This is a genomic window from Desulfitobacterium hafniense DCB-2, assembly GCF_000021925.1.
In the GTDB taxonomy this organism is placed as follows: Bacteria; Bacillota; Desulfitobacteriia; order Desulfitobacteriales; family Desulfitobacteriaceae; genus Desulfitobacterium; species Desulfitobacterium hafniense.
Map to the genome: position 1 here is coordinate 1,161,703 of NC_011830.1, position 19,075 is coordinate 1,180,777.

A 19,075-nucleotide genomic window follows, 5' to 3' on the forward strand; every position below is an offset into this window, starting at 1 on the left:
GGGGCTAAGAGGTTAGTTTACAAAGGGGTAGAGAGTTTAGGAGGAGACATAGAGATAAAACCTAAGTAAATAGGCCAAAGAATTTTGAGGAGGCGGAATGATGTTTTATTTCAAGAAAGATCACAAATCCCTGACCTTGTTTATGGTAATCACTTTAATTATGGCGTTAGCCTTGGCAGGCTGCTCATCTTCATCCAATAGCAGCAACTCTGGTAATGCTGCTACTGCTGTCGATGGCGGAGAGAAAAAAGCCGATCCTATCATCGTTAAATTCTCCCATGTTACCACTATTGATTCCCCCAAAGGGCTGGCATCAGAGAAGTTTAAAGAGCTGGCAGAGAAGTACACAGATGGGCGGGTTACAGTGGAAGTCTATCCTTCTTCCCAGCTTTATGGCGACAAAGAAGAGCTAGAAGCAGTACAGGCAGGGAATGTCCATATCATTGCTCCTTCTATTACCAAATTGGTAGGGATGAATCCCCAGTTCCAATATGTGGATTTACCCTTCTTGTTTAAAGATAATGACGCTGTGTATAAGTTTTGGGAAAGTGATGCTAATAAGAAGTTGATGAACAGCTTGGATAACTATGGTGTGCGGTTGTTGGCAATGTGGCCTAACGGTTTTAAGCAATTTGTCAACGGAAAGTATCCCTTGGTGACCCCGGCAGATTTCAAAGGCCTGAAATTCCGGGTCCAAGCCGGTAGTGTTCTGGAAGCTCAATTTAAGGCCCTCGGTGCCGGCTCCGCTACTATCCCCTTTGGTGAAACCTATACCGCTTTACAGCAAGGTACTGTTGATGCGACGGAAAACACCTTCAACAATATTGACACTCAAAAATACGCCGAAGTCCAAAAGCATTTAACAGTGTCTAACCATGGGCGCCTTGACTATTGTATTATTGTTAATACTAAGTTTTGGGATGGGCTGCCTGGCGATATTCGCGAAGCTCTGGAAAAAGCAATGGCTGAAGCTACTGATTATGCCGTTGAATTGGCCGAGGATTTAGATCAGAAGAGTTTCGAGAATCTGAAAAACGCCGGCATGGAGGTTGTAGAGCTTAACGAAGCCCAACGGGCAGAGTTCGTAAAAATTATGGAGCCTGTGGTTGCAGAGTTTGAAAGTGTCATTGGTAAAGACATCATAGACGCTGCCCGTGCGGCCAATCAATGATAGGCATTCATAGAGGGTAAAATTGGGGCGGGATTACCCCGTCCCTTTTTTATCGCGCTAATAGACAAATTTAAACAATAATAAATAAATTTAAGCAAATTATGACAGATAAAGCAATGACATGGATTAAGAGAGAAGAGAGGTGTTTTAATGAAGCGGTTTTGGCGGGCGTTTAATTTTTTAGAGGACATCCTTGCTGGTGGATTGTTGTTCATCGGAGTAACCGTCATCTTTTACGGAGTAATCATGCGTTATTTTTTTAATGACCCTCAACCTTGGGTGGATGAAATCTCGCAGTGGTTAATTATTTGGGGGACCTTGATTGGAGCCAGTGTGGCCTTAAGGAATAACCACCATATATCAGTGGAAATGCTTTATGATCGTCTACCCTTAAGGGGCCGATTTATGGTCACTATTTTTGCCCATATGGTAGGACTTCTCTTTGGTATCTTTGTTCTTCGCTATGGTTTTGAGCTGGTAGCGTTTGTACACAAAACAGGGCAGAAGTCCACGGATACGGGAATATTTTTATATATTGTTTACTTTATCTTACCTTTGATGGGAGCGCTTTTGTCTATGCGTTTTGTGGTTAAACTTTATGAAACGTTGAAAAATGGCGGCAAGGACTGGATGGCGGAGCAGGAAAGGAGCGTGAAGTCTGATGACCACAGCTTTACTGTTTAGTATCTTCGTTGTTCTCTTCCTTCTGCATGTCCCCATTGCAATTAGCTTGGCCATGTCCACTATTCTCATTTTCACGCTTACATCAGACTTTAATCTCATGATGATACCCCAAAGAATGTTTGCCGGAATCAATACAGCACCGCTCATGGCGATACCCGGATATGTACTGGCGGGAGTACTCATGTCCCGGGGAGGGGTATCCAAATATCTCATCGAATGTTTAAAGGCTTGGATCGGTCATTTGCCTGGTGGACTTTCCGTGGTCACGATTCTTGCCTGTACCCTTTTCGCCGCGATTTCCGGTTCCAGCCCAGCCACAGCGGCGGCGATTGGAGCTATCATGCTGCCGGCTATGTTGAAGGGTGGTTATCCTAAACGTTATACAATGGGCTTGATTGCTGCCTCCGGAACCTTAGGTATCCTCATTCCTCCCAGTATCCCTTTGATCGTGTACGGGGTGACTTCTGATACTTCCATCGGCAAGCTATTTATGGCCGGCATCATTCCGGGTCTCATCCTCGCTTCTACTCTGGTGATTATAGCCATTGTTTATGCCAAAATACACGGCTATGGACAGACAGAGAAAGCGACTTGGAGCGAGCGCTGGAAATCCACGATAAGGGCTATACCTGCCAGTTTTCTGCCTGTTTTAATTCTCGGCAGTATTTATGCGGGGATTTGTACACCCACAGAGGCAGCTGTTGTGGCAGTTTTCTATACTCTAATCATCTCTCTTTTTGTCTATAAGGAATTGCGTCCGCAAGATTTTCGCAAGGTTTTGGTGGAAACCATCAATACAACCTCCATGATTTTCCTGATCATTGCGGCAGCCATGGTCTTTGCTCTATTCCTCACCAATAATCAGGTACCCAATAAGGTGGCTGCTTGGATCGGTGAATCCAGCGTTAATATCTTCGTCTTCTTCTTACTTACCCAGTTAATGTTCTTTGTTATGGGAACCTTCTTGGAGGCAGTGTCCATTATCTTGATCACCCTGCCTATTTTGCTTCCGATTATGAGAAGTATCGGCATCGATCCAATTCACTTTGCTATTGTTATGACGGTGAATATGGAGTTGGCAATGATTACGCCACCGGTCGGCCTCAATCTCTTTGTGGTGAGCTCTATGGCCAAAGAAAAACTTGGGGAAGTGGTCATGGGGGTTCTTCCCTTCATCTTAGTGATGATTGTGATGCTGATTGTCCTCGTGGTATTCCCCGAGCTTTCACTTATGTTGCCAACGGCTGTCATGAAATAACCATAACCTGCCTTCAATACCCTTTTATAAAGCCCTCTTCAGGTTTTTCCTGAAGAGGGCTCTTTTCGGGTCATATTGTTTAGGTTATATTAGGTAGTTATTTCCCCAAGGGTGACTTGTACCGCTTTTGTCTGTCCGTCGCGAATAAAGGTCAGGGTCACTTTATCCCCTACATTGTGCTTATAAATCTCTCCAATCAGTTCAGTGGAGTTTTCCACTTTGACATCATTCACATGAGTAATCACATCGCCTTCCTGAATTCCCGCTTTTCCGGCAGGTCCTTCAGGATTGACTTCATAGATATAGGCCCCCAGGGGTAGATTTTGCTCTTTGGCATAAAGAAGGTATTGATCGCTGACCGAGACTAAGAGAGCAGGATGTTTTGCTGCGCCATTTTCAATAAGTTGGGTGATGATGGAAGTGGCTTCAGTGATGGGAATAGCAAAGCCCATACCTTCAAATCCACTTTCAGCATATTTGGCTGAGTTAATGCCGATGATTTCCCCGGAGTAATTGACCAGGGGACCGCCGCTGTTGCCAGGATTGATAGCGGCATCTGTTTGCAGCATATTATAAAGGGTGGACTCGCCGGACATCTGGAGAGTACGATTGGTGGCGGAAATAACGCCTGCTGTTACAGAGCGGGCAAACTTGTTTCCTCCCGGATTCCCGATGGCGACGACAAATTCCCCGACTTCAATTTTGGAAGAGTCCCCCAGTTTTACTTCAGTGAGATTACTGGTATCCGAGATCTGCAGGACAGCTAAATCAGTGCGGGAGTCTGAGCCGATCAGCTTGGCCTCAAGGTTGCGACCATCACTAAGACTAACTGTGATTTTTTGGGCGTTTTCAATAACATGGTAGTTGGTCACGATATAACCATTCTGAGCGTCAATGATAAATCCGGAACCGGTTCCTGCTTCCACTAACTCGGAGCTCTGGGTATTGTTCCTGGAGCCTAAACCGAATCCGTACCTATAGGTATTGGAAACATTTTGGTAATTGGAGACTCCCACTACTGCGGGGCCCACGTCTTTGGCCACTTGAACCACAGGGGAATTGGATTCATCCGTTTGGGTATTGGCGAGAAGGGTCACGGGGCTGGCGGTGCCCGGGGAATTTAGAGTGGCTTGCGCCTCGATAGCGCTAAGAGTCTCCGGATAGACATATTGAAGAAGCGATACAGATGAGACTCCGCCGAGAAGAGCACTGATAATACATAAAGCTGCTAAAGGAAGTAGCCGGTTTTTTTTCTCATTCATCTCATTCATAGATTGAACCCCCTTGTGTATAAAATCGTTGAACAAAGATTTCTCTTAATGACCTAAGTATAAGACATTACTCTGAGTCAAACCTGATCAGAAACTGAAAAGAAGCTGAATATTTTATGATGATTTTATGAACATGCTATCTAAAGAGTGCTATCATAAAAAATCCAATAATAGTATAACAGGTTAACCATTAATGTAAAAACGGCTGAACACGTTCCAATGAACCGTGTCAGCCGTTGTGTTCTCCACTTATTTCAAATTACGATTGATTTCCGATGGCCTTATTTAAATCCTTGATAAGGCTGGGGACATCGATTCCATGGGCCATAGCGCCTTGTTCAACGTTTTCAAAGCGGGCTGCCATGCAGCCAAAGCAATGCATGCCGTATTTTTGGAAGACTTCTACCGACTGTGGGTATTTCTCTACAACATCAGTAATTTTTTCAGCACCAGTAAGCATAGTTTTCTCTCCTTTTAATGCATATTAGGTTTACTCTTTAATATTGTACCTTATTAATAAAATATAACCCAATATTTTTTTGTAATTTTTGACTGAGGTCAGTTTTTTTAAGCTATTCGTGATAGTATGAGATGGCTTATTATTTCAAACCGGCGCGGATAAACTAAGGATAAGGAAAGAGAGGGTTTTGCTATGGATCGATTAATACTCATGATACTGGCTGTTGGTCTGGTTTCAATTGGGATAACTGTTCTGCTGGGAAAAGTGGCATCAAGAATTAAATCTCTGAAATATTTGCCAGGGGCTTTATGCCTTTGCTTATCCATTTACTATTATTACTTGGCAAGGTTTGTTCGGGCGGGCGAGGGGTTTGAAGATTTGGGGAATTTTATACTGGCTGTATTTCTTTTTGCTGCCGCATTTTTTAGTATTATTACCGCTTTAATTATAGAATATCGAGATCGCAGTAAAGGTGACAGGTAGAAATTTTTGTTGCAAAACTTTCCCGATGGGTATATTATAATAATGCTTGCGCCACTAGCTCAGCTGGTAGAGCATCCGACTCTTAATCGGCAGGTCCACGGTTCGAATCCGTGGTGGCGCACCATAATTTTATAAAAAAATGTTTTCTAGGGTTCCGCAACACGCTTTGTTGGTCTGGTCCGAGAGAAAACTCACAGCCTGGCTGTGTCACGGAGGGATAAAAGCCTGGGAGAGACTGATGAACAGTATCTCTTGGGCTTTTTAATTTGGAAAAAACCTAAAGTGGAGGGAAATGTTCTATGAATAAACATTGGTATAAAGTCTTTGTTGCTGCTTTCCTGGAAGTGTTCTGGGTGATTGGCTTAGCCCATTCCCATGATGTGTGGACATGGAGCGGTACGGTGATTGCCCTGATTGTGAGCAATTATTTGATGATTACGGCGGGACAGGTGCTCCCTGCCGGGACGGTCTACGCTGTTTTTGTAGGATTGGGCACAGCCGGTACGGTCATTTCGGAAATTTTCTTTTTTGAAGAGCCCTTTCAATGGGCCAAAGTCCTGCTGATTTTAATCCTGTTAACAGGGGTATTTGGTTTAAAAGCGGTTACAGGGGAGCGGAGCAAAGAAGGAGTTGATGCGTAATGGCTTGGTTCACTTTATGTTTAGCAGGTTTGCTTGAAGCATTTGGGGTGGCTATGATCAATCAATTGCAGATAAGCCGCACTTGGAAAACCGTGGGCCTCTTGATTATGGGATTTGGGGCGAGTCTTGCTTTATTGGGCTATTCACTGCGATTCCTGCCTATGGGGACAGCGTATGCTGTTTGGACCGGTATCGGTGTGGTAGGCGGTACCCTCATTGGCATGATTCGTTATAATGAATCAAAGGATTGGCGAAGAGTAGTGTTTATAACCATGATTTTAGGTTCGGTTATCGGCTTAAAGCTTATCTCGTAAGTGGTCAAGGGGCGAGTTTTTCCTTGTCTCATGGTATAATAGGAAATAACAGGTGACTGTTATAAGATTTTTTTTGAATGGAGGAAAAAATGACTAGGAAATTGCCGACTTTTTTATCTGAAAACGAGCATGGGTTATGGATGACGGAAGATGAACGGGAAAACCTGAAGATTGATTATCGGATTAAAGAGATCATAGTTGAAGCCAAATCAACCCTTCAGCATGTGATGATTCTCGATTCCTACAGCTTCGGGCGCATGTTGGTATTGGATGGGGCCGTGCAAACGACTTCTCTGGATGGTCATATCTACAATGAAACGATTTCCCATGTACCCTTAAGCATTCATCCCAACCCGAAGAAGGTATTGATTATTGGCGGCGGAGATTGTGGCGTTGCCAAAGAAGTGTGCAAATATTCCAGTGTTGAGCAGATTGATGTAGTGGAAATCGATCCCATGGTGGTGGAGGTTTGTCTGAAACATCTGCCTGAGGTCTCCGGAGGGTTAGCTGATCCCCGGGTGAACTTCATTTTTGATGATGGTGTAAACTATGTCCAAAACTCCCCGACCAAGTACGATATTGTCATTGTGGATTCCTCGGATCCCATAGGGCCGGCGGAAGTCTTGATTGAAAAGAGCTTTTACCGGAGTATATTCAATGCTCTGGAGGAGGATGGCCTGATGGTTTGCCAAAGCCAGTCCCCGATTTTTCATGGAGAAGTTATGGAACAGATTTTTGAACGGGTTCATGATATTTTTCCGAAGACGAAGATGTTTACAGCTGTGGTGCCTACCTATCCCGGTGGATTGTGGAGCTTTACCTTAGGGTCAAAGGGGTATGTTATACCAAATGAAGCTCGCATGAAAGAGCTTGACGCCCTGTATGTGAATGAGCAAATCATGGCCAGCTGTTTTTCTCTTCCTGAGTTTATGAATAAACAGCTGAGTAAGTATAGATAGAACTTTGGAGAGTTTGGCAAGAGAAAAAAGGTTAAATAACAATAGGCAAATTTTAAGGGGTGCTGATAGTTTCGGAATATCAGCACCCCCTGTTTTGCTGTCAGAGGGATAAAACTCCTTCCACAAGGCTTTGGCTTAGCCGTTGGATAGCGTTTTCAATTTTTGCGGATTCTAAACCTGAGTAATTGATGATGATCTTGTGGGTTTTATGATCGGGTGTGCCATGGTAATACTGAGAGACGCAAGAAATACGAACTCCGGACTTTTTGGCGGCATCGATCAACTGAGCGTCATCCACATCCGTGGCCACTTCCATCAAAAAATGCAGCCCTGAGTCCTCTTCCTGAATAGTGATATAGGGGTTTAACTCACTTTGACGGAGGGCCTTCAGGATGGCATCCCGCTGCTTGCGGTAATAGGTTCGCATGCGGTTAATATGTTTTTCAAAATACCCTTCGGAAATAAACCTTGCCAGGGTGAACTGTTCAAAGGTGGAGACAGTACAGGAGTAAAAGCCTAACTGGCTATAAAAACGGTTTACCAGATGCTTGGGAAGGACCATGTAACTAATCCGGAAGGTGGGGGCAAGGCTCTTGGAGAAGGTGTTGATATAAATGACTTTCTCCATAACGTCGATGCTCTGCAGAGTAGGAATGGGTTTGCCGAAGAGACGAAACTCACAGTCATAGTCATCTTCAATGATAGTGCGCTCGTTCTCCTGAGCTGCCCAGCTTAAGAGTTCATAGCGCCGGCTGACCGGCATGACGATTCCGGTGGGGAAGTGATGAGAGGGAGTAATGTGAAGAATATCGGCTCCACACTCTTTTAAGGACTCCGGGATGACCCCGCAGTCATCCATAGGGATATGGCAGCACTGGACATCATTGCTTGCATAGATTTTGGAGAGCCGGGTATAGCCGGGATCTTCTACAGCGTAGGTGAGCTTTCTGCCCAGGAGTTGAATAATAACGCTGTAAAGGTACTGGGTTCCGGCACCGACGATAATTTGCTCCGGCTCTACCGACAGACCCCGGAATTGATAAAGATGCTCGGCAATGGCTTGTCGGAGCTTCATGACTCCACCCACAGACGTGTCGGAAAGCAGGGAAGCCTGGCTTTCCGTATCCATCACATCCCGCAGCAGTTTCGCCCAGACTGAAAAGGGAAAAGAATCCGGGGCTACGGAATTTTTGACGAAGTCGGCATAATAGGCCGGCTCTTTTTTAGATTGGAGCCCATTCTGAGATGTTTCCAGAGAGGGGTGGAGGGTTTGTTTGTCCAGGTTGGCGACGAAGTAGCCCCGTTTGGGCTGGGTATAGATATAGCCCTCGGCAGCAAGCTGGGCGTAGGCATTTTCCACAGTGATCACGCTGACCCCCAGATTCTTGGCAAAAACCCGTTTGGAGGGAAGTTTTTCATCAGCCTTTAACTTTTTTTGCAGAATATCGGTTTTGATGCAGTGATAGAGATATTCATACATGCTTTCTGACCCTATGGTTTCAAAGGAATAAGTGAGCATAGTGGGCTCCTCCTTATGGAATTGGTCATATGATTTATTTTTGAATTGAACATTTTAATATATCCAGTTTTGAGTATACTCAATGATATCTTAGTTGTAAAGTGAGGGTTTTCAATGGATCGTAAACGATATGAATTGAACAAAGAGCTGGCTCAGATGTTAAAGGGCGGCGTAATTATGGATGTGACCACTCCGGAGCAGGCCAAGATTGCGGAAGCGGCCGGCGCCTGTGCGGTGATGGCACTGGAAAGGATTCCGGCGGATATCCGGGCGGTCGGCGGAGTTTCCCGCATGAGCGATCCGAAAATGATTAAAGGAATCATGGAAGCCGTCTCCATTCCTGTGATGGCGAAATGCCGCATTGGTCATTTCGTGGAGGCTCAAATTTTGGAGGCTGTTGAAATCGATTATATCGATGAGAGTGAAGTGCTTTCCCCGGCTGATGATGTCTATCACATCGATAAGACCAGATTCAAAGTGCCTTTCGTCTGTGGAGCGAAGGATTTAGGGGAGGCTTTGCGCCGCATCAATGAAGGGGCTGCCATGATTCGTACTAAAGGGGAACCGGGTACCGGGGATATTGTTCAAGCAGTGCGCCATATGCGCATGATCAATCGTCAAATCAGCCGCCTTGCCGGTATGCGGGAAGACGAGCTGTTCCAGGAGGCTAAAGAGCTGCAGGTTCCCTATGATTTAGTGCTTTATGTTCATGAACACAAACGCCTGCCGGTGGTCAACTTCGCCGCCGGTGGCGTGGCAACTCCCGGGGATGCGGCCCTGATGATGCAGCTGGGGGCTGAAGGAGTATTTGTGGGCTCCGGCATCTTTAAATCGGGAGATCCGGAAAAAAGAGCCCAAGCCATCGTCAAAGCTGTGACCAATTACCAGGATCCCAAGGTGTTGGCAGAGCTTTCCGAGGATCTGGGTGAAGCCATGGTAGGGATTAACGAACAGGAAATCGAGCTGCTGATGGCAGAGCGGGGCAAGTAAGATGAGGGTAGGCGTACTGGCTGTGCAAGGAGCCTTTATCGAGCATGAGAAGATCCTGCAGAATCTGGGGGTAGAGTGCCTTGAGCTGCGCAACGGCAAAGATGCCCGCCAGGATGTTGAGGGGCTGATTCTCCCCGGCGGGGAAAGCACGACCCAGGGCAAGCTGCTCAGGGAGCTGGATATGTTTGAACCTCTGCGGGAAAAAATCGTTGCTGGTCTTCCCGTTTTGGCTACCTGTGCCGGCCTGATTCTTCTTGCTGAGGAGCTTGCCAATGATTCGGCCCGTTACTTTGCCACCTTACCGGTAAGGGTCAAGCGCAACGCCTACGGCAGACAATTGGGCAGCTTTTACACCGAGGAGCAGTTCGGAGATTTAGGCAAGGTGCCGATGACCTTTATTCGAGCACCCTATATTGAGTCCGTAGGAGAGGATGTGGAGATTCTTGCTAAGGTCAACGGGGATATCGTTGGCGTCCGCTACAAGAATCAAATCGGACTTTCCTTTCATCCGGAATTGAACGGGGACAGAAGAATTCATCAAATGTTTTTGGACAGCATCAGCGGTGGGAAAAGCTTTCCCTGTACGCAAAAAGCTGTTTAAAGGTTTTCTTAATATCTCCAGACGATTTGGCACTCCTTTGCGGGAGTGTCGTTTTTATTTTAGAAGACGCAACGATTTAGAACGATAATGGGTGGGGCAGACTTTTTCTGCACATACTAAGTTTATGGAGGGGGCAATGAAGACTTGTTGGGAGAGCTTTATCAGCCCTGCTTTTTGTGCCATAATAACTAAATGATAGAAAGTTTTTACATACTGTGAACATCAAGGAGCGTTGATCATGCCTACACTACTGACTTTAGAACAGATCCAAGAAGCACAACAAGCTATTCAGCCCTATATTCACCGGACACTTCTGGATCATTCAAGCAATTTGAGCGCCCTGGCTGGGACGGAGATCTACCTCAAGCTGGAAAATCTGCAGAAGACCGGTTCCTTTAAAGTTCGGGGGGCTATGAATAAAGCCTTGAAGCTTTCTGAAGAGGAGAAGAAAAAAGGAATCCTGGCCGCTTCCGCCGGCAATCATGCCCAAGGGGTAGCCATGGCGGCTGCCCGTATCGGTATTCCCGCCACGATTGTCATGCCGGAAAATGCCCCCCTAGCCAAAGTGTCCGCTACGGAAGGGTACGGAGCCCAGGTCATTCTGTCCGGAGCGGTTTTTGATGATGCTTATCAGAAGGCAGTAGAGATCCAAAAGGAAACAGGAGCCACGTTTATCCATGCTTTTGATGATCTGGAAGTTATGGCCGGGCAGGGAACCATCGGCTTGGAAGTTTTTGAGGAGCTGCCTGAAGTGGATACGGTTCTTGTCCCTATCGGGGGAGGAGGGCTGATCGCAGGGATTGCTGTGGCTTTGAAATCCCTGAAGCCTTCCGTGCGCGTGATCGGTGTCCAAGCGGCCGGAGCGGCAAGCATGGCTCACGCGCTGAGCATAGGCAGGCCCGAGCCATTAGGGCAGGCCAGTACTTTGGCAGATGGCATTGCGGTGAAAAGGGCAGGTGATCTAACCTTCGCAGCAGTCCGCCATTATGTGGATGAGATGGTGACGGTTGAAGAAGAAGAGATTAGTCAAGCTATTCTCCTGTTGATGGAGCGCACCAAAACCCTTGCTGAAGGAGCCGGGGCGGTTGCCGTAGCGGCGGCGCTTCAGGGTAAGCTGGATCTTAAGGAGCAGAAAACGGTTCTCATCCTGAGCGGGGGAAATATTGACGTGAATTTCCTGGCCCAGATTATCGAACGGGGACTGAGGCGTTCCGGGCGTACCATGGCCTGCCAGCTTCTTTTGCCGGATCAACCCGGCAACTTAGAAAAGGTGATCGAGCTTATAGCCCAGGAACGGGCCAATATCATCAACGTCGAACACTCCCGCTATGATTTAGCCGTTCCTCTGCGTTCAGCCCGTGTTCATATGCTGCTGGAAACCCAAAGTTTTGAACATCAAAAGCGCATTATTCAGCGTTTAGAAGGTGCCGGATATCCCCTGACCGTTAACTGACAGCAAATTGATGCTTTCACTGATCAGGGATGATCCGGTAGAATAGCGATAGGACTTAATTAAAGGAGTACCGGAACGATGTGCGGACGTTTGATTCTTTTTAATCCTATGGAAATTCTGGCGCGTTTCCAAGTCTCTGCAGACAACCTGGTACCACGCTATAATATGGCGCCTTCACAGGATATTCCCGTCATCATTAACGATGGCAGGAATCATTTGGTGATGTACAGATGGGGCCTTATACCCTACTGGGCTGAAGATATAAGCATAGGCAATACATTGATCAACGCCCGAGGGGAAACTGTGGATGAGAAGCCAAGCTTTAAATACAGTTTGCCGCGGAGGCGTTGTCTGGTTGTGGCGGATGGTTTTTATGAGTGGAGGAGAGAGGGATGCCGCAAGTACCCTTACCGGATTACCTTGAAAAACAATGAGCTCTTTGGCTTAGCCGGTCTATGGGATACATGGAAATCCCCGGACGGGGAAATGATCCATTCCTGCACGATCATTACTACCACAGCCAATGAGCTGATCCAGCCTTTGCATGATCGGATGCCTGTGATTCTGTCCAGAGAAGCTGAATCTATCTGGTTAGATCCACATGTGACGGACAGCCGGCTCTTAAAAAGTCTTCTTACTCCTTATCCGGCTGACCAGATGTCTCTTTATGAGGTGACAAGCCGGGTCAACTCCCCGAAATTCGATGATCCGGAGTGTTTGGTTGCAGCTCTGCCTAGATTGTTCTAGGTAATAAATAGCAGGGCTAATATTTTAAGAAGCGCAATTATTTAGGAAAGCAATGGAGGAGAAGTCATGATCAGTTTTAAAAACGACTATAGCGAAGGTGCTCATCCGCAAATTCTGGAGGCTTTGCTGACATCGAATTATGTCCAGGAGAGTGGATATGGTGAAGACAGCTATTGCCAAGCGGCCGCAGAGATTCTCCGTAAAAAACTGGGGAACAATGCAGTAGATATTCACTTTCTGGCTGGAGGCACGCAAACCAATCTGATCGCGATTGCCGCTTTTTTGAGACCTCATGAGGCTGCTATCGCGGCTCATACCGGCCATATTTTTGTCCATGAGACGGGAGCCATCGAGGCCACCGGTCATAAGGTTCTGACAGCCGAGGTGAAGGATGGCAAGTTAACCCCTGCTCACGTGGAAGAAATCCTCAATGCTCATACCGATGAACATATGGTGAAGCCTAAGCTGGTCTATATCTCCAACGCCACGGAAGTAGGAACGATTTACACTAAAAAGGAGCTTAGGCTTCTCAGTGAATTTTGCCGGGAGAAGAAGCTCTACCTCTTTATGGATGGAGCAAGACTCGGTTCAGCTTTGTGCTCTGCCGGAAATGATTTGACGTTATCCGAATTGCCCGACTTGGTAGATGCCTTTTATATCGGCGGGACAAAAAACGGGGCACTGCTGGGGGAAGCCTTGGTGCTGTGCAATGAGGAATTAAAACAGGATTTTCGCTATCATATGAAGCAAAAGGGTGCCCTTTTAGCCAAAGGAAGGGTCCTGGGGATTCAATTCCTGGAGCTGTTCCGCGATAATCTGTATTTTGACTTGGCGACCCACGCCAATAGTATGGCGTATAAGCTGCGGGATGGTTTAAAAGAAGCGGGGGTCAGCTTTCTTTCGGAATCCCCCTCCAATCAGATTTTCCCCATTTTCGCCAACGAAGTAGTACAAGAGTTGAAAGAGAGTTATCATTTTGAAATTTGGGGCAAAGTAGATGAGAGGCACACTGCTATTCGTTTGGTGACATCCTGGGCGACAAAGGAGGAAGCGGTGACTGCCTTTGTCAAGGATATCCGTCGGATTCTTCAACCCCAATGACTTGGCAGGAAAGTGAGTGCGATATGGAAAAACTGCAGGATAGTGATGGTATTATTTTTGATTTGGACGGAACGTTATGGGATGCCACTGAGCCGGTGCGGGTGTCCTGGAATAAGGCCTTAAAGGAATATGGCCGTGAGCAGGGGCTGCCCACCGATGAACTGTCCATCGACCAAATCAAAGGAGTGATGGGGCTTCAGATTCCCGAGATCGGGAGGAAGCTCTTCCCTTCTTTTTCAGAAGAGGCTCGGAGTAAAATCATGGAGCGGGGCGGTGAGATCGAATGCGAGTACTTGAAGAAACATGGGGGGATTTTGTATCCTCATGTGGAGAAGACGTTGGCGACTCTTGCCCAAAGATATAAGCTTTTTATCGTCAGCAATTGCCAGGTGGGTTATATTGAGACCTTCTTCTTTGCTCATCAACTGGAAAAGTACTTTGTGGATTATGAACATCCGGGCCGAACGGGTCTGACCAAGGGTGAAAACATTCAGCTGATCATGAGGCGCAATAAGCTGAAGAATCCGGTTTACGTAGGGGATACCCTGGGAGATGCCAAGGCGGCTCAAGTGGCTGGGATTCCTTTTATCTATGCAAGCTATGGCTTTGGCCGTGTGGAAAATTATACTGAAGCCATGGATAGCTTTGAACAATTGCTGGGAATTTTAAGTTGATTATTATCAATAATTTTTAATAAATTTTTTCATTTTCCCTCTTTACATTGACGTTGCGTTAAGGTGTATTCTTAATTTCGTCAGGAGGTGATCACATGGAATACACAGTGCAGAAATTGGCTCATTTAGCAGGAGTCAGCTCACGAACCCTCAGATACTATGATGAGATCGGGATTCTTAAGCCGGCCAGAATCTCTTCTTCAGGGTATCGGATCTATGGACAACAAGAAGTTGACCGCTTGCAGCAAATATTATTCTATAGGGAGTTGGGGATGAGCTTGGAGGGTATTAAAGATATGGTAACCTCTCCTGATTTTGATGGAGCAAAGGCACTGCGGGAACATCGTGAGAAGCTTCTGGAAAAAAGAGAGCAATTGGAGCAGCTCATTGCCAATGTTGAAAAAACCATTGCTCAAAAAGAAGGGAGAATCACTATGTCCGACAAAGAAAAGTTTGAAGGATTTAAACGTAAGATGATTGAGGAGAATGAAGCCAAATACGGTGAGGAAATCCGGGAAAAGTATGGTGAAGAGACTGTAGAGGAATCCAACCGGAAGCTTATGAACATGACCCAGGAACAGTACGCTGAGTTCACTAAGCTTGGAGAAGAGGTGTTGGTCACCCTTTGTGAGGCCTTCAAAACCGGAGATCCTGCCGGGGAGCTGGCTCAAAAAACGGCCGATCTCCATCGCCAATGGCTCACCTACTCCTGGCCCAGCTACTCTAAGGAGGCTCATGCCGGACTGGCTCAGATGTATGTGGATGATCCGAGATTTACGGCCTATTATGATGAAAAGCAGCCGGGAGCCGCGGAATTCCTTAGGGATGCAGTCTTCATCTATACTGGGATGAAGAAGTAAAAGAGAGGAATACACTATTAAAAAATGCTAAAGGCACTCGTTTAGAGTGCCTTTGCTAGTTTTCTTTGTATGGTTTCTATAGAGCGGGCATGCCGCCCGATTATTGTGTCAAAGGATTGATTATCTTCCTGAATTTCACCTAGGGTAGAGGATATAGATTTAACCGCTGATTCGATGGTGCTTGATCGGGTATCTATAACAGTGAGTATTTCCTGATGTGCCCGTTGGTTTTGCTCATAATGGCTTTGTTGAACTTCAGCGATGATTTGGATATCTTTCCGGGCGCTTTCCAATAAGAGCGTATTTTTAGCCACCTGAGTCTGCAGGGCTGAGATATCGCCTTTCATGGAGCCGACATCTTGTTGCAGGGCTGAGATATCGCCTTTCATAGAGCTGACATCTTGTTGCAGGACCGAAATATCACCTTTCATGGAGCCGACATCTTGTTGCAGGGCCGAGATATCACCTTTCATAGAGCCGACATCTTGTTGCAGGGAGCCGACGTCTTTTTGCAGAATTGAGATGTCGCTCTTCATGGAGCTGACATCCTTTTGCAGTAAACCAATATTTTCACTCATTGCTGTCTGGCCATGAAGTATCTTATTAAGGATTTCGCGCATCTCCTGATCCACTCGATCACCACCTTACCAATAATATAACATATTATGGATGATATTCAATAGAAAAATGTCACAAAAGTAGACAAAAATACACCTCCGGAAATACACTGGATTGACATCGGGGTGGAGCGACTTTATAATATAAAAGGAAGTCGGCAACAGACTCATGCCAATGAAAGGTAAGGTATCTGCAGAAAATGCGCAAATAATTCACTTAACAAGGAAAATATGCTTTGAGAAAAGTCGTGGCAACGGCTTTGCGACCTATGCATTTTTAACTGTGAGTGGATAGTGATTATTCTCTGTGGATAGCTTTTCATATAACGGGATCTTACTATATATTCTAAAATGCCTTATGACCGAAAACGGTTTTGAGACATAGGTAGAAGTATGGTTTATTGCGTTGTAATCTGAAATGACACTATCCTCTCCGGTAACACTAGGAGGGGTTTTTTATTTTATTAGTAGAATGCAGCAATGTAAAAAAATACTTTGGAAATCGTTTGATCCTTGATATCAAAAAATTAAGCCTTTATTCCGAAGATAGAATCGGCATCGTGGGCATTAATGGAGTGGGTAAAACCACCTTGCTCAACCTTCTCAGCCAGAAGCTTGCACCTGATGAAGGATGGGTGAAAGCCTATGGCCAGTCCTCAACGATTTCCCAGCTGGAGCCGCCTGAGCATGACCTGATCAGTCAGGAAATGGCATCGAAATTCAACATCCCCATGACCTATAGCGAGAGTATGAGCGGTGGGGAAAAGACCCGCTTTAAGCTGGCCGCTTGCCTGAGCCAAAACAGCACCATGATCTTTGCCGATGAACCCACCAGCAATATGGATCTGGAGGGAATCGAACTGATCGAGCACTATTTTGCGAAGTATTCTGGCGGATTATTCCTCATTTCTCATGACCGTACTCTCCTTGACAGTTTATGCACTAAGATTCTGGAACTGGAAGATGGCCGGCTTAAGATTTACCCGGGCAATTACAGCAGCTATAGTGAGCAAAAGGTCAGGGAAAGAGAAAGAGCCCAGTCTGAATATGAGCACTACGTTTCCGAAAAAAAGCGGCTGGAGAGAGTCGTGATCGAGACCGGCGAAAAATCCAAATCGGTCCGTAAGACTCCCCGGCGAATGGGAAATTCCGAGGCCAGGCTCCATAAGATGGGAAATCAAAAAGCCAAGGCTAATCTTGACCGGGCCAAAAAAAGTGTGGAAACGAGAATTGAGCAGCTGGAAGTTAAGGAAAAACCTCAGCAAACCGCGAAGATCAAGCTGGATATCGCTGATGCCCAGAAGCTGCATAGTAAGGTTATTATCGAGGGGAAGGGGCTCAACAAAGCCTTTGCCGGTAAAGTCATCTTCCAGAATGCGGAGTTTCGTATTGAGAATGAGGCCAAGGTGGCTTTGATGGGGCCTAATGGCTGCGGAAAGAGTACCCTGCTTAAAATGATCATCAACCGGGAAGATTCCATAAGGGTTGCTCCCAGTGCCAGAATCGGCTACTTTAGTCAGGATTTAAGTATACTTGACGAAGAGACCAGTATCTTAGCCAATGTAATGGAAGAAAGCATCCATGAGGAGAGCTTTGTAAGACAATTGCTGGCCCGGCTGCTTTTTAAAGGGGATGCAGTCTATAAGAAAGTGAACGTACTGAGCGGGGGTGAGCGGGTCAAAGCCTCTTTTGCCAAGATTCTCTGTCAGGACTTTAACCTGTTAATCCTTGATGAACCGACCAATTATCTTGATATTAATTCCCTGGAGGTTATCGAGGATGCCCTGCAAAACTATGAACGTTCCCTGCTGTTTGTTTCCCATGATCGCCGCTTCATTAGCTCAGTGGCCAATCAGATCATGACTATTGAGAATCATAGGATCAAGATGTTCAAGGGAGGCTATGAAGATTATTGGGCGCAGCAAAACAAAGAGGGTGGCAAGGCAAAGGAAGAAATTGAAAAGGAAATCTTTATCTTGCAGAATCGTCTGTCGGAAGTGATTGGCAGAATTTCCATGCCTGCTAAAAAAGATAATGTTGAAGAACTTGATAAAGAATATTATGCTATTTTAACTGAAGTAAAGCGACTCAAAGGGATGTTGGAGCTATAGAAGTTATTTAAGTTAGGGCAAGGGCCGGTCTTGCCCTAACTTTTCTAAATTTCTTAATTATTTTTCTTAACAATTTTAATAAAATTATTTAAAATGTGAGTAGGTAGTCATGGAGAGAGGAGGTTCGGAATCCAGCATATGGCAGCCGTGATGAAAAATTGAGGTGACAAAGATGGATTATAAGGTTCCTCATCAATGTCCGATCTGTAAGCATGAGATGCACGTGACCAAATTGTTCTGTACCCATTGTTCTACTACCCTCGAAGGAGAATTTCACACCTGTAAATTTTGCAAGTTACCTGATGATCAGCTTCTCTTTGTGGAAACTTTTCTTAAATGCCGGGGAAATATAAAAGAAGTTGAAAAGGAATTGGGAATCTCATACCCGACTGTACGAAGCCGTCTCGACAGCGTAATACAGTCCCTGAGCAATGAGAGGAAAGAGTGAGCACGGCCAGTCTTCAGCCCATCGGTTAGCAGACCCTGAGTTATCGGGGTCTGTTTATTTTTGAGTGGCCAAACTGTCGAGTAGTTTCTGCCTTTACGCCGATATGGTGGAAAGGGGTTTGTTGACAAAAGGTAATGTGGTGGCTATACTTATCTAGTAATTTAGTAAATTACTAGATAAGTATAGCCTGATATAGATGGTCAAATATTATTTTGGTGATGGAGGTTTTAATCATGAACATACCAACGAGTTTAAAGCATAAACCGGTGATCGTATCTGAAAACTATGAAAACGTGGATGGCCGGTATGCCTATCAGTCTGATGCCAAAGGCCTTTCTTTAGGATTAGCTCAGTGGAATGATCGGGGTAAAGTAGATATTTCCGCTAAAGTATGGAGATATACCGGAGAAAAGTGGTCCAGACAATCGGAAGAACTGCCCCTTCATCGGGTTCTTGATTTAGCGATTCTGGTTTGCCGGACTAAGCTTCATTTCAGAGAAGCTTATCGTTATGATAATTTCTATGACCCGGAAAAACCGGTTATTGACAGAATTGGTCTGCAAGGTGATGCCATGACGGTGGCTGTCTGCACTGATAATGAGAAAATTAATGAAGATATCAAGTTGTTTAATCAAGCGCTCTGTAATGATGATGAGCTCTTAGGGGAGCGTTTGCGGACTCTTTCAGCAATTCTTAAGGAGATGGGGTATTAA

General features: G+C 45.7%; 21 protein-coding genes, 1 tRNA gene and 1 riboswitch. Of the genes, 18 read left to right on the plus strand and 4 right to left on the minus strand.

The features are described 5' to 3' along the window. Positions 1–97: 97 nt before the first annotated feature. The 3 genes from DHAF_RS05345 (at position 98) to DHAF_RS05355 (ending at position 3,113) form a co-directional block, all read left to right on the plus strand. Positions 98–1,171, plus strand: coding sequence for a TRAP transporter substrate-binding protein (locus DHAF_RS05345; protein ID WP_005813561.1), 1,074 nt, complete (start codon positions 98–100; stop codon positions 1,169–1,171). Positions 1,172–1,321: 150 nt separating this feature from the next. Continuing rightward, positions 1,322–1,855 carry a TRAP transporter small permease gene (locus DHAF_RS05350; RefSeq protein ID WP_005813563.1) on the plus strand — a complete coding sequence of 178 codons (534 nt, stop codon included), beginning with the start codon at positions 1,322–1,324 and terminating at the stop codon, positions 1,853–1,855. Next, positions 1,833–3,113, plus strand: coding sequence for a TRAP transporter large permease (locus tag DHAF_RS05355; protein ID WP_005813565.1), 1,281 nt, complete (start codon positions 1,833–1,835; stop codon positions 3,111–3,113). The genes DHAF_RS05350 and DHAF_RS05355 overlap by 23 nt, the downstream gene beginning before the upstream one ends. Before the next feature lie 89 nt (positions 3,114–3,202). On the opposite strand, the gene DHAF_RS05360 is transcribed toward DHAF_RS05355, so the two are convergent. Together DHAF_RS05360 and DHAF_RS05365 are read right to left on the minus strand one after the other, a co-directional pair. After that, entirely contained in the window at positions 3,203–4,384 is a 1,182-nt protein-coding gene (locus DHAF_RS05360) for a S1C family serine protease (RefSeq protein WP_015943178.1), read from the minus strand. Between the two features lie 259 nt (positions 4,385–4,643). After that, positions 4,644–4,844 (minus strand): DUF1858 domain-containing protein, encoded by a 201-nt coding sequence (locus tag DHAF_RS05365; RefSeq protein WP_005813569.1) that lies wholly within the window; start codon positions 4,842–4,844, stop codon positions 4,644–4,646. Positions 4,845–5,036: 192 nt separating this feature from the next. On the opposite strand from DHAF_RS05365, the gene DHAF_RS05370 reads away from it, so the two are divergent. The 5 genes from DHAF_RS05370 to speE all read left to right on the plus strand — a co-directional run bounded on the left by DHAF_RS05370 (position 5,037) and on the right by speE (position 7,241). After that, positions 5,037–5,327, plus strand: coding sequence for a hypothetical protein (locus DHAF_RS05370; protein ID WP_005813571.1), 291 nt, complete (start codon positions 5,037–5,039; stop codon positions 5,325–5,327). Positions 5,328–5,375: 48 nt separating this feature from the next. Further along, positions 5,376–5,451: transfer RNA gene (locus DHAF_RS05375), tRNA-Lys, on the plus strand. A gap of 11 nt (positions 5,452–5,462) precedes the next feature. Next, positions 5,463–5,561, plus strand: a riboswitch (guanidine-I (ykkC/yxkD leader). Positions 5,562–5,626: 65 nt separating this feature from the next. After that, complete coding sequence (locus DHAF_RS05380) at positions 5,627–5,968, plus strand: DMT family transporter (RefSeq protein WP_005813573.1); 342 nt, start codon at positions 5,627–5,629, stop codon at positions 5,966–5,968. Then, the gene (locus DHAF_RS05385) at positions 5,968–6,282 is read left to right on the plus strand and encodes a DMT family transporter (RefSeq protein WP_015943179.1); all 315 of its coding nucleotides are present in this window, start codon (positions 5,968–5,970) and stop codon (positions 6,280–6,282) included. The genes DHAF_RS05380 and DHAF_RS05385 overlap by 1 nt, the downstream gene beginning before the upstream one ends. Positions 6,283–6,371: 89 nt before the next feature. Next, positions 6,372–7,241: a polyamine aminopropyltransferase gene (gene speE / locus DHAF_RS05390; protein WP_015943180.1), complete on the plus strand. Its 870-nt coding sequence runs from the start codon at positions 6,372–6,374 to the stop codon at positions 7,239–7,241. A gap of 100 nt (positions 7,242–7,341) precedes the next feature. On the opposite strand, the gene pdxR is transcribed toward speE, so the two are convergent. Next, positions 7,342–8,760 carry a MocR-like pyridoxine biosynthesis transcription factor PdxR gene (gene pdxR / locus DHAF_RS05395; protein WP_015943181.1) on the minus strand — a complete coding sequence of 473 codons (1,419 nt, stop codon included), beginning with the start codon at positions 8,758–8,760 and terminating at the stop codon, positions 7,342–7,344. Between the two features lie 114 nt (positions 8,761–8,874). Between pdxR and pdxS the strand changes: the two genes are divergently transcribed. The 7 genes from pdxS to DHAF_RS05430 all read left to right on the plus strand — a co-directional run bounded on the left by pdxS (position 8,875) and on the right by DHAF_RS05430 (position 15,186). After that, positions 8,875–9,750, plus strand: a complete 876-nt coding sequence (pdxS, locus tag DHAF_RS05400; RefSeq protein WP_005813582.1) for a pyridoxal 5'-phosphate synthase lyase subunit PdxS — start codon at positions 8,875–8,877, stop codon at positions 9,748–9,750. A gap of 1 nt (position 9,751) precedes the next feature. Next, positions 9,752–10,351, plus strand: coding sequence for a pyridoxal 5'-phosphate synthase glutaminase subunit PdxT (pdxT, locus tag DHAF_RS05405; RefSeq protein WP_005813584.1), 600 nt, complete (start codon positions 9,752–9,754; stop codon positions 10,349–10,351). Positions 10,352–10,589: 238 nt separating this feature from the next. Then, entirely contained in the window at positions 10,590–11,804 is a 1,215-nt protein-coding gene (gene ilvA / locus DHAF_RS05410; RefSeq protein ID WP_015943182.1) for a threonine ammonia-lyase, read from the plus strand. 78 nt (positions 11,805–11,882) lie between these two features. After that, the gene (locus tag DHAF_RS05415) at positions 11,883–12,551 is read left to right on the plus strand and encodes an SOS response-associated peptidase (protein WP_015943183.1); all 669 of its coding nucleotides are present in this window, start codon (positions 11,883–11,885) and stop codon (positions 12,549–12,551) included. 66 nt (positions 12,552–12,617) lie between these two features. After that, positions 12,618–13,652: a threonine aldolase family protein gene (locus DHAF_RS05420; RefSeq protein ID WP_005813592.1), complete on the plus strand. Its 1,035-nt coding sequence runs from the start codon at positions 12,618–12,620 to the stop codon at positions 13,650–13,652. Next, positions 13,649–14,326, plus strand: a complete 678-nt coding sequence (locus DHAF_RS05425; RefSeq protein WP_015943184.1) for an HAD family hydrolase — start codon at positions 13,649–13,651, stop codon at positions 14,324–14,326. The genes DHAF_RS05420 and DHAF_RS05425 overlap by 4 nt, the downstream gene beginning before the upstream one ends. Before the next feature lie 95 nt (positions 14,327–14,421). Continuing rightward, positions 14,422–15,186, plus strand: coding sequence for a MerR family transcriptional regulator (locus DHAF_RS05430; RefSeq protein WP_015943185.1), 765 nt, complete (start codon positions 14,422–14,424; stop codon positions 15,184–15,186). Positions 15,187–15,227: 41 nt separating this feature from the next. On the opposite strand, the gene DHAF_RS05435 is transcribed toward DHAF_RS05430, so the two are convergent. Then, positions 15,228–15,818, minus strand: coding sequence for a hypothetical protein (locus DHAF_RS05435; protein WP_015943186.1), 591 nt, complete (start codon positions 15,816–15,818; stop codon positions 15,228–15,230). Between the two features lie 443 nt (positions 15,819–16,261). On the opposite strand from DHAF_RS05435, the gene abc-f reads away from it, so the two are divergent. The 3 genes from abc-f to DHAF_RS05450 all read left to right on the plus strand — a co-directional run bounded on the left by abc-f (position 16,262) and on the right by DHAF_RS05450 (position 19,075). After that, positions 16,262–17,914 carry a ribosomal protection-like ABC-F family protein gene (gene abc-f, locus DHAF_RS05440; RefSeq protein WP_080518261.1) on the plus strand — a complete coding sequence of 551 codons (1,653 nt, stop codon included), beginning with the start codon at positions 16,262–16,264 and terminating at the stop codon, positions 17,912–17,914. Between the two features lie 172 nt (positions 17,915–18,086). Continuing rightward, on the plus strand, positions 18,087–18,362 hold the full coding sequence (locus tag DHAF_RS05445; protein WP_015943188.1) for a DUF2089 domain-containing protein: 276 nt from the start codon (positions 18,087–18,089) through the stop codon (positions 18,360–18,362). A 233-nt stretch (positions 18,363–18,595) separates the two neighbouring features. Then, positions 18,596–19,075: a DUF6530 family protein gene (locus tag DHAF_RS05450; RefSeq protein ID WP_015943189.1), complete on the plus strand. Its 480-nt coding sequence runs from the start codon at positions 18,596–18,598 to the stop codon at positions 19,073–19,075.

What these genes read in the sequence shown, in the direction of transcription:
- DHAF_RS05370 (WP_005813571.1), top strand. Translation starts at nt 5,037, where the DNA reads ATGGATCGATTAATACTCATGATACTGGCTGTTGGTCTGGTTTCAATT.
- DHAF_RS05385 (WP_015943179.1), top strand. Translation starts at nt 5,968, where the DNA reads ATGGCTTGGTTCACTTTATGTTTAGCAGGTTTGCTTGAAGCATTTGGG.
- DHAF_RS05345 (WP_005813561.1), top strand. Translation starts at nt 98, where the DNA reads ATGATGTTTTATTTCAAGAAAGATCACAAATCCCTGACCTTGTTTATG.
- DHAF_RS05350 (WP_005813563.1), top strand. Translation starts at nt 1,322, where the DNA reads ATGAAGCGGTTTTGGCGGGCGTTTAATTTTTTAGAGGACATCCTTGCT.
- DHAF_RS05425 (WP_015943184.1), top strand. Translation starts at nt 13,649, where the DNA reads ATGACTTGGCAGGAAAGTGAGTGCGATATGGAAAAACTGCAGGATAGT.
- DHAF_RS05415 (WP_015943183.1), top strand. Translation starts at nt 11,883, where the DNA reads ATGTGCGGACGTTTGATTCTTTTTAATCCTATGGAAATTCTGGCGCGT.
- pdxR (WP_015943181.1), bottom strand. Translation starts at nt 8,760, where the DNA reads ATGCTCACTTATTCCTTTGAAACCATAGGGTCAGAAAGCATGTATGAA.
- DHAF_RS05450 (WP_015943189.1), top strand. Translation starts at nt 18,596, where the DNA reads ATGAACATACCAACGAGTTTAAAGCATAAACCGGTGATCGTATCTGAA.
- DHAF_RS05430 (WP_015943185.1), top strand. Translation starts at nt 14,422, where the DNA reads ATGGAATACACAGTGCAGAAATTGGCTCATTTAGCAGGAGTCAGCTCA.
- pdxS (WP_005813582.1), top strand. Translation starts at nt 8,875, where the DNA reads ATGGATCGTAAACGATATGAATTGAACAAAGAGCTGGCTCAGATGTTA.
- DHAF_RS05380 (WP_005813573.1), top strand. Translation starts at nt 5,627, where the DNA reads ATGAATAAACATTGGTATAAAGTCTTTGTTGCTGCTTTCCTGGAAGTG.
- pdxT (WP_005813584.1), top strand. Translation starts at nt 9,752, where the DNA reads ATGAGGGTAGGCGTACTGGCTGTGCAAGGAGCCTTTATCGAGCATGAG.
- DHAF_RS05420 (WP_005813592.1), top strand. Translation starts at nt 12,618, where the DNA reads ATGATCAGTTTTAAAAACGACTATAGCGAAGGTGCTCATCCGCAAATT.
- DHAF_RS05445 (WP_015943188.1), top strand. Translation starts at nt 18,087, where the DNA reads ATGGATTATAAGGTTCCTCATCAATGTCCGATCTGTAAGCATGAGATG.
- ilvA (WP_015943182.1), top strand. Translation starts at nt 10,590, where the DNA reads ATGCCTACACTACTGACTTTAGAACAGATCCAAGAAGCACAACAAGCT.
- DHAF_RS05355 (WP_005813565.1), top strand. Translation starts at nt 1,833, where the DNA reads ATGACCACAGCTTTACTGTTTAGTATCTTCGTTGTTCTCTTCCTTCTG.
- speE (WP_015943180.1), top strand. Translation starts at nt 6,372, where the DNA reads ATGACTAGGAAATTGCCGACTTTTTTATCTGAAAACGAGCATGGGTTA.
- DHAF_RS05360 (WP_015943178.1), bottom strand. Translation starts at nt 4,384, where the DNA reads ATGAATGAGATGAATGAGAAAAAAAACCGGCTACTTCCTTTAGCAGCT.
- DHAF_RS05365 (WP_005813569.1), bottom strand. Translation starts at nt 4,844, where the DNA reads ATGCTTACTGGTGCTGAAAAAATTACTGATGTTGTAGAGAAATACCCA.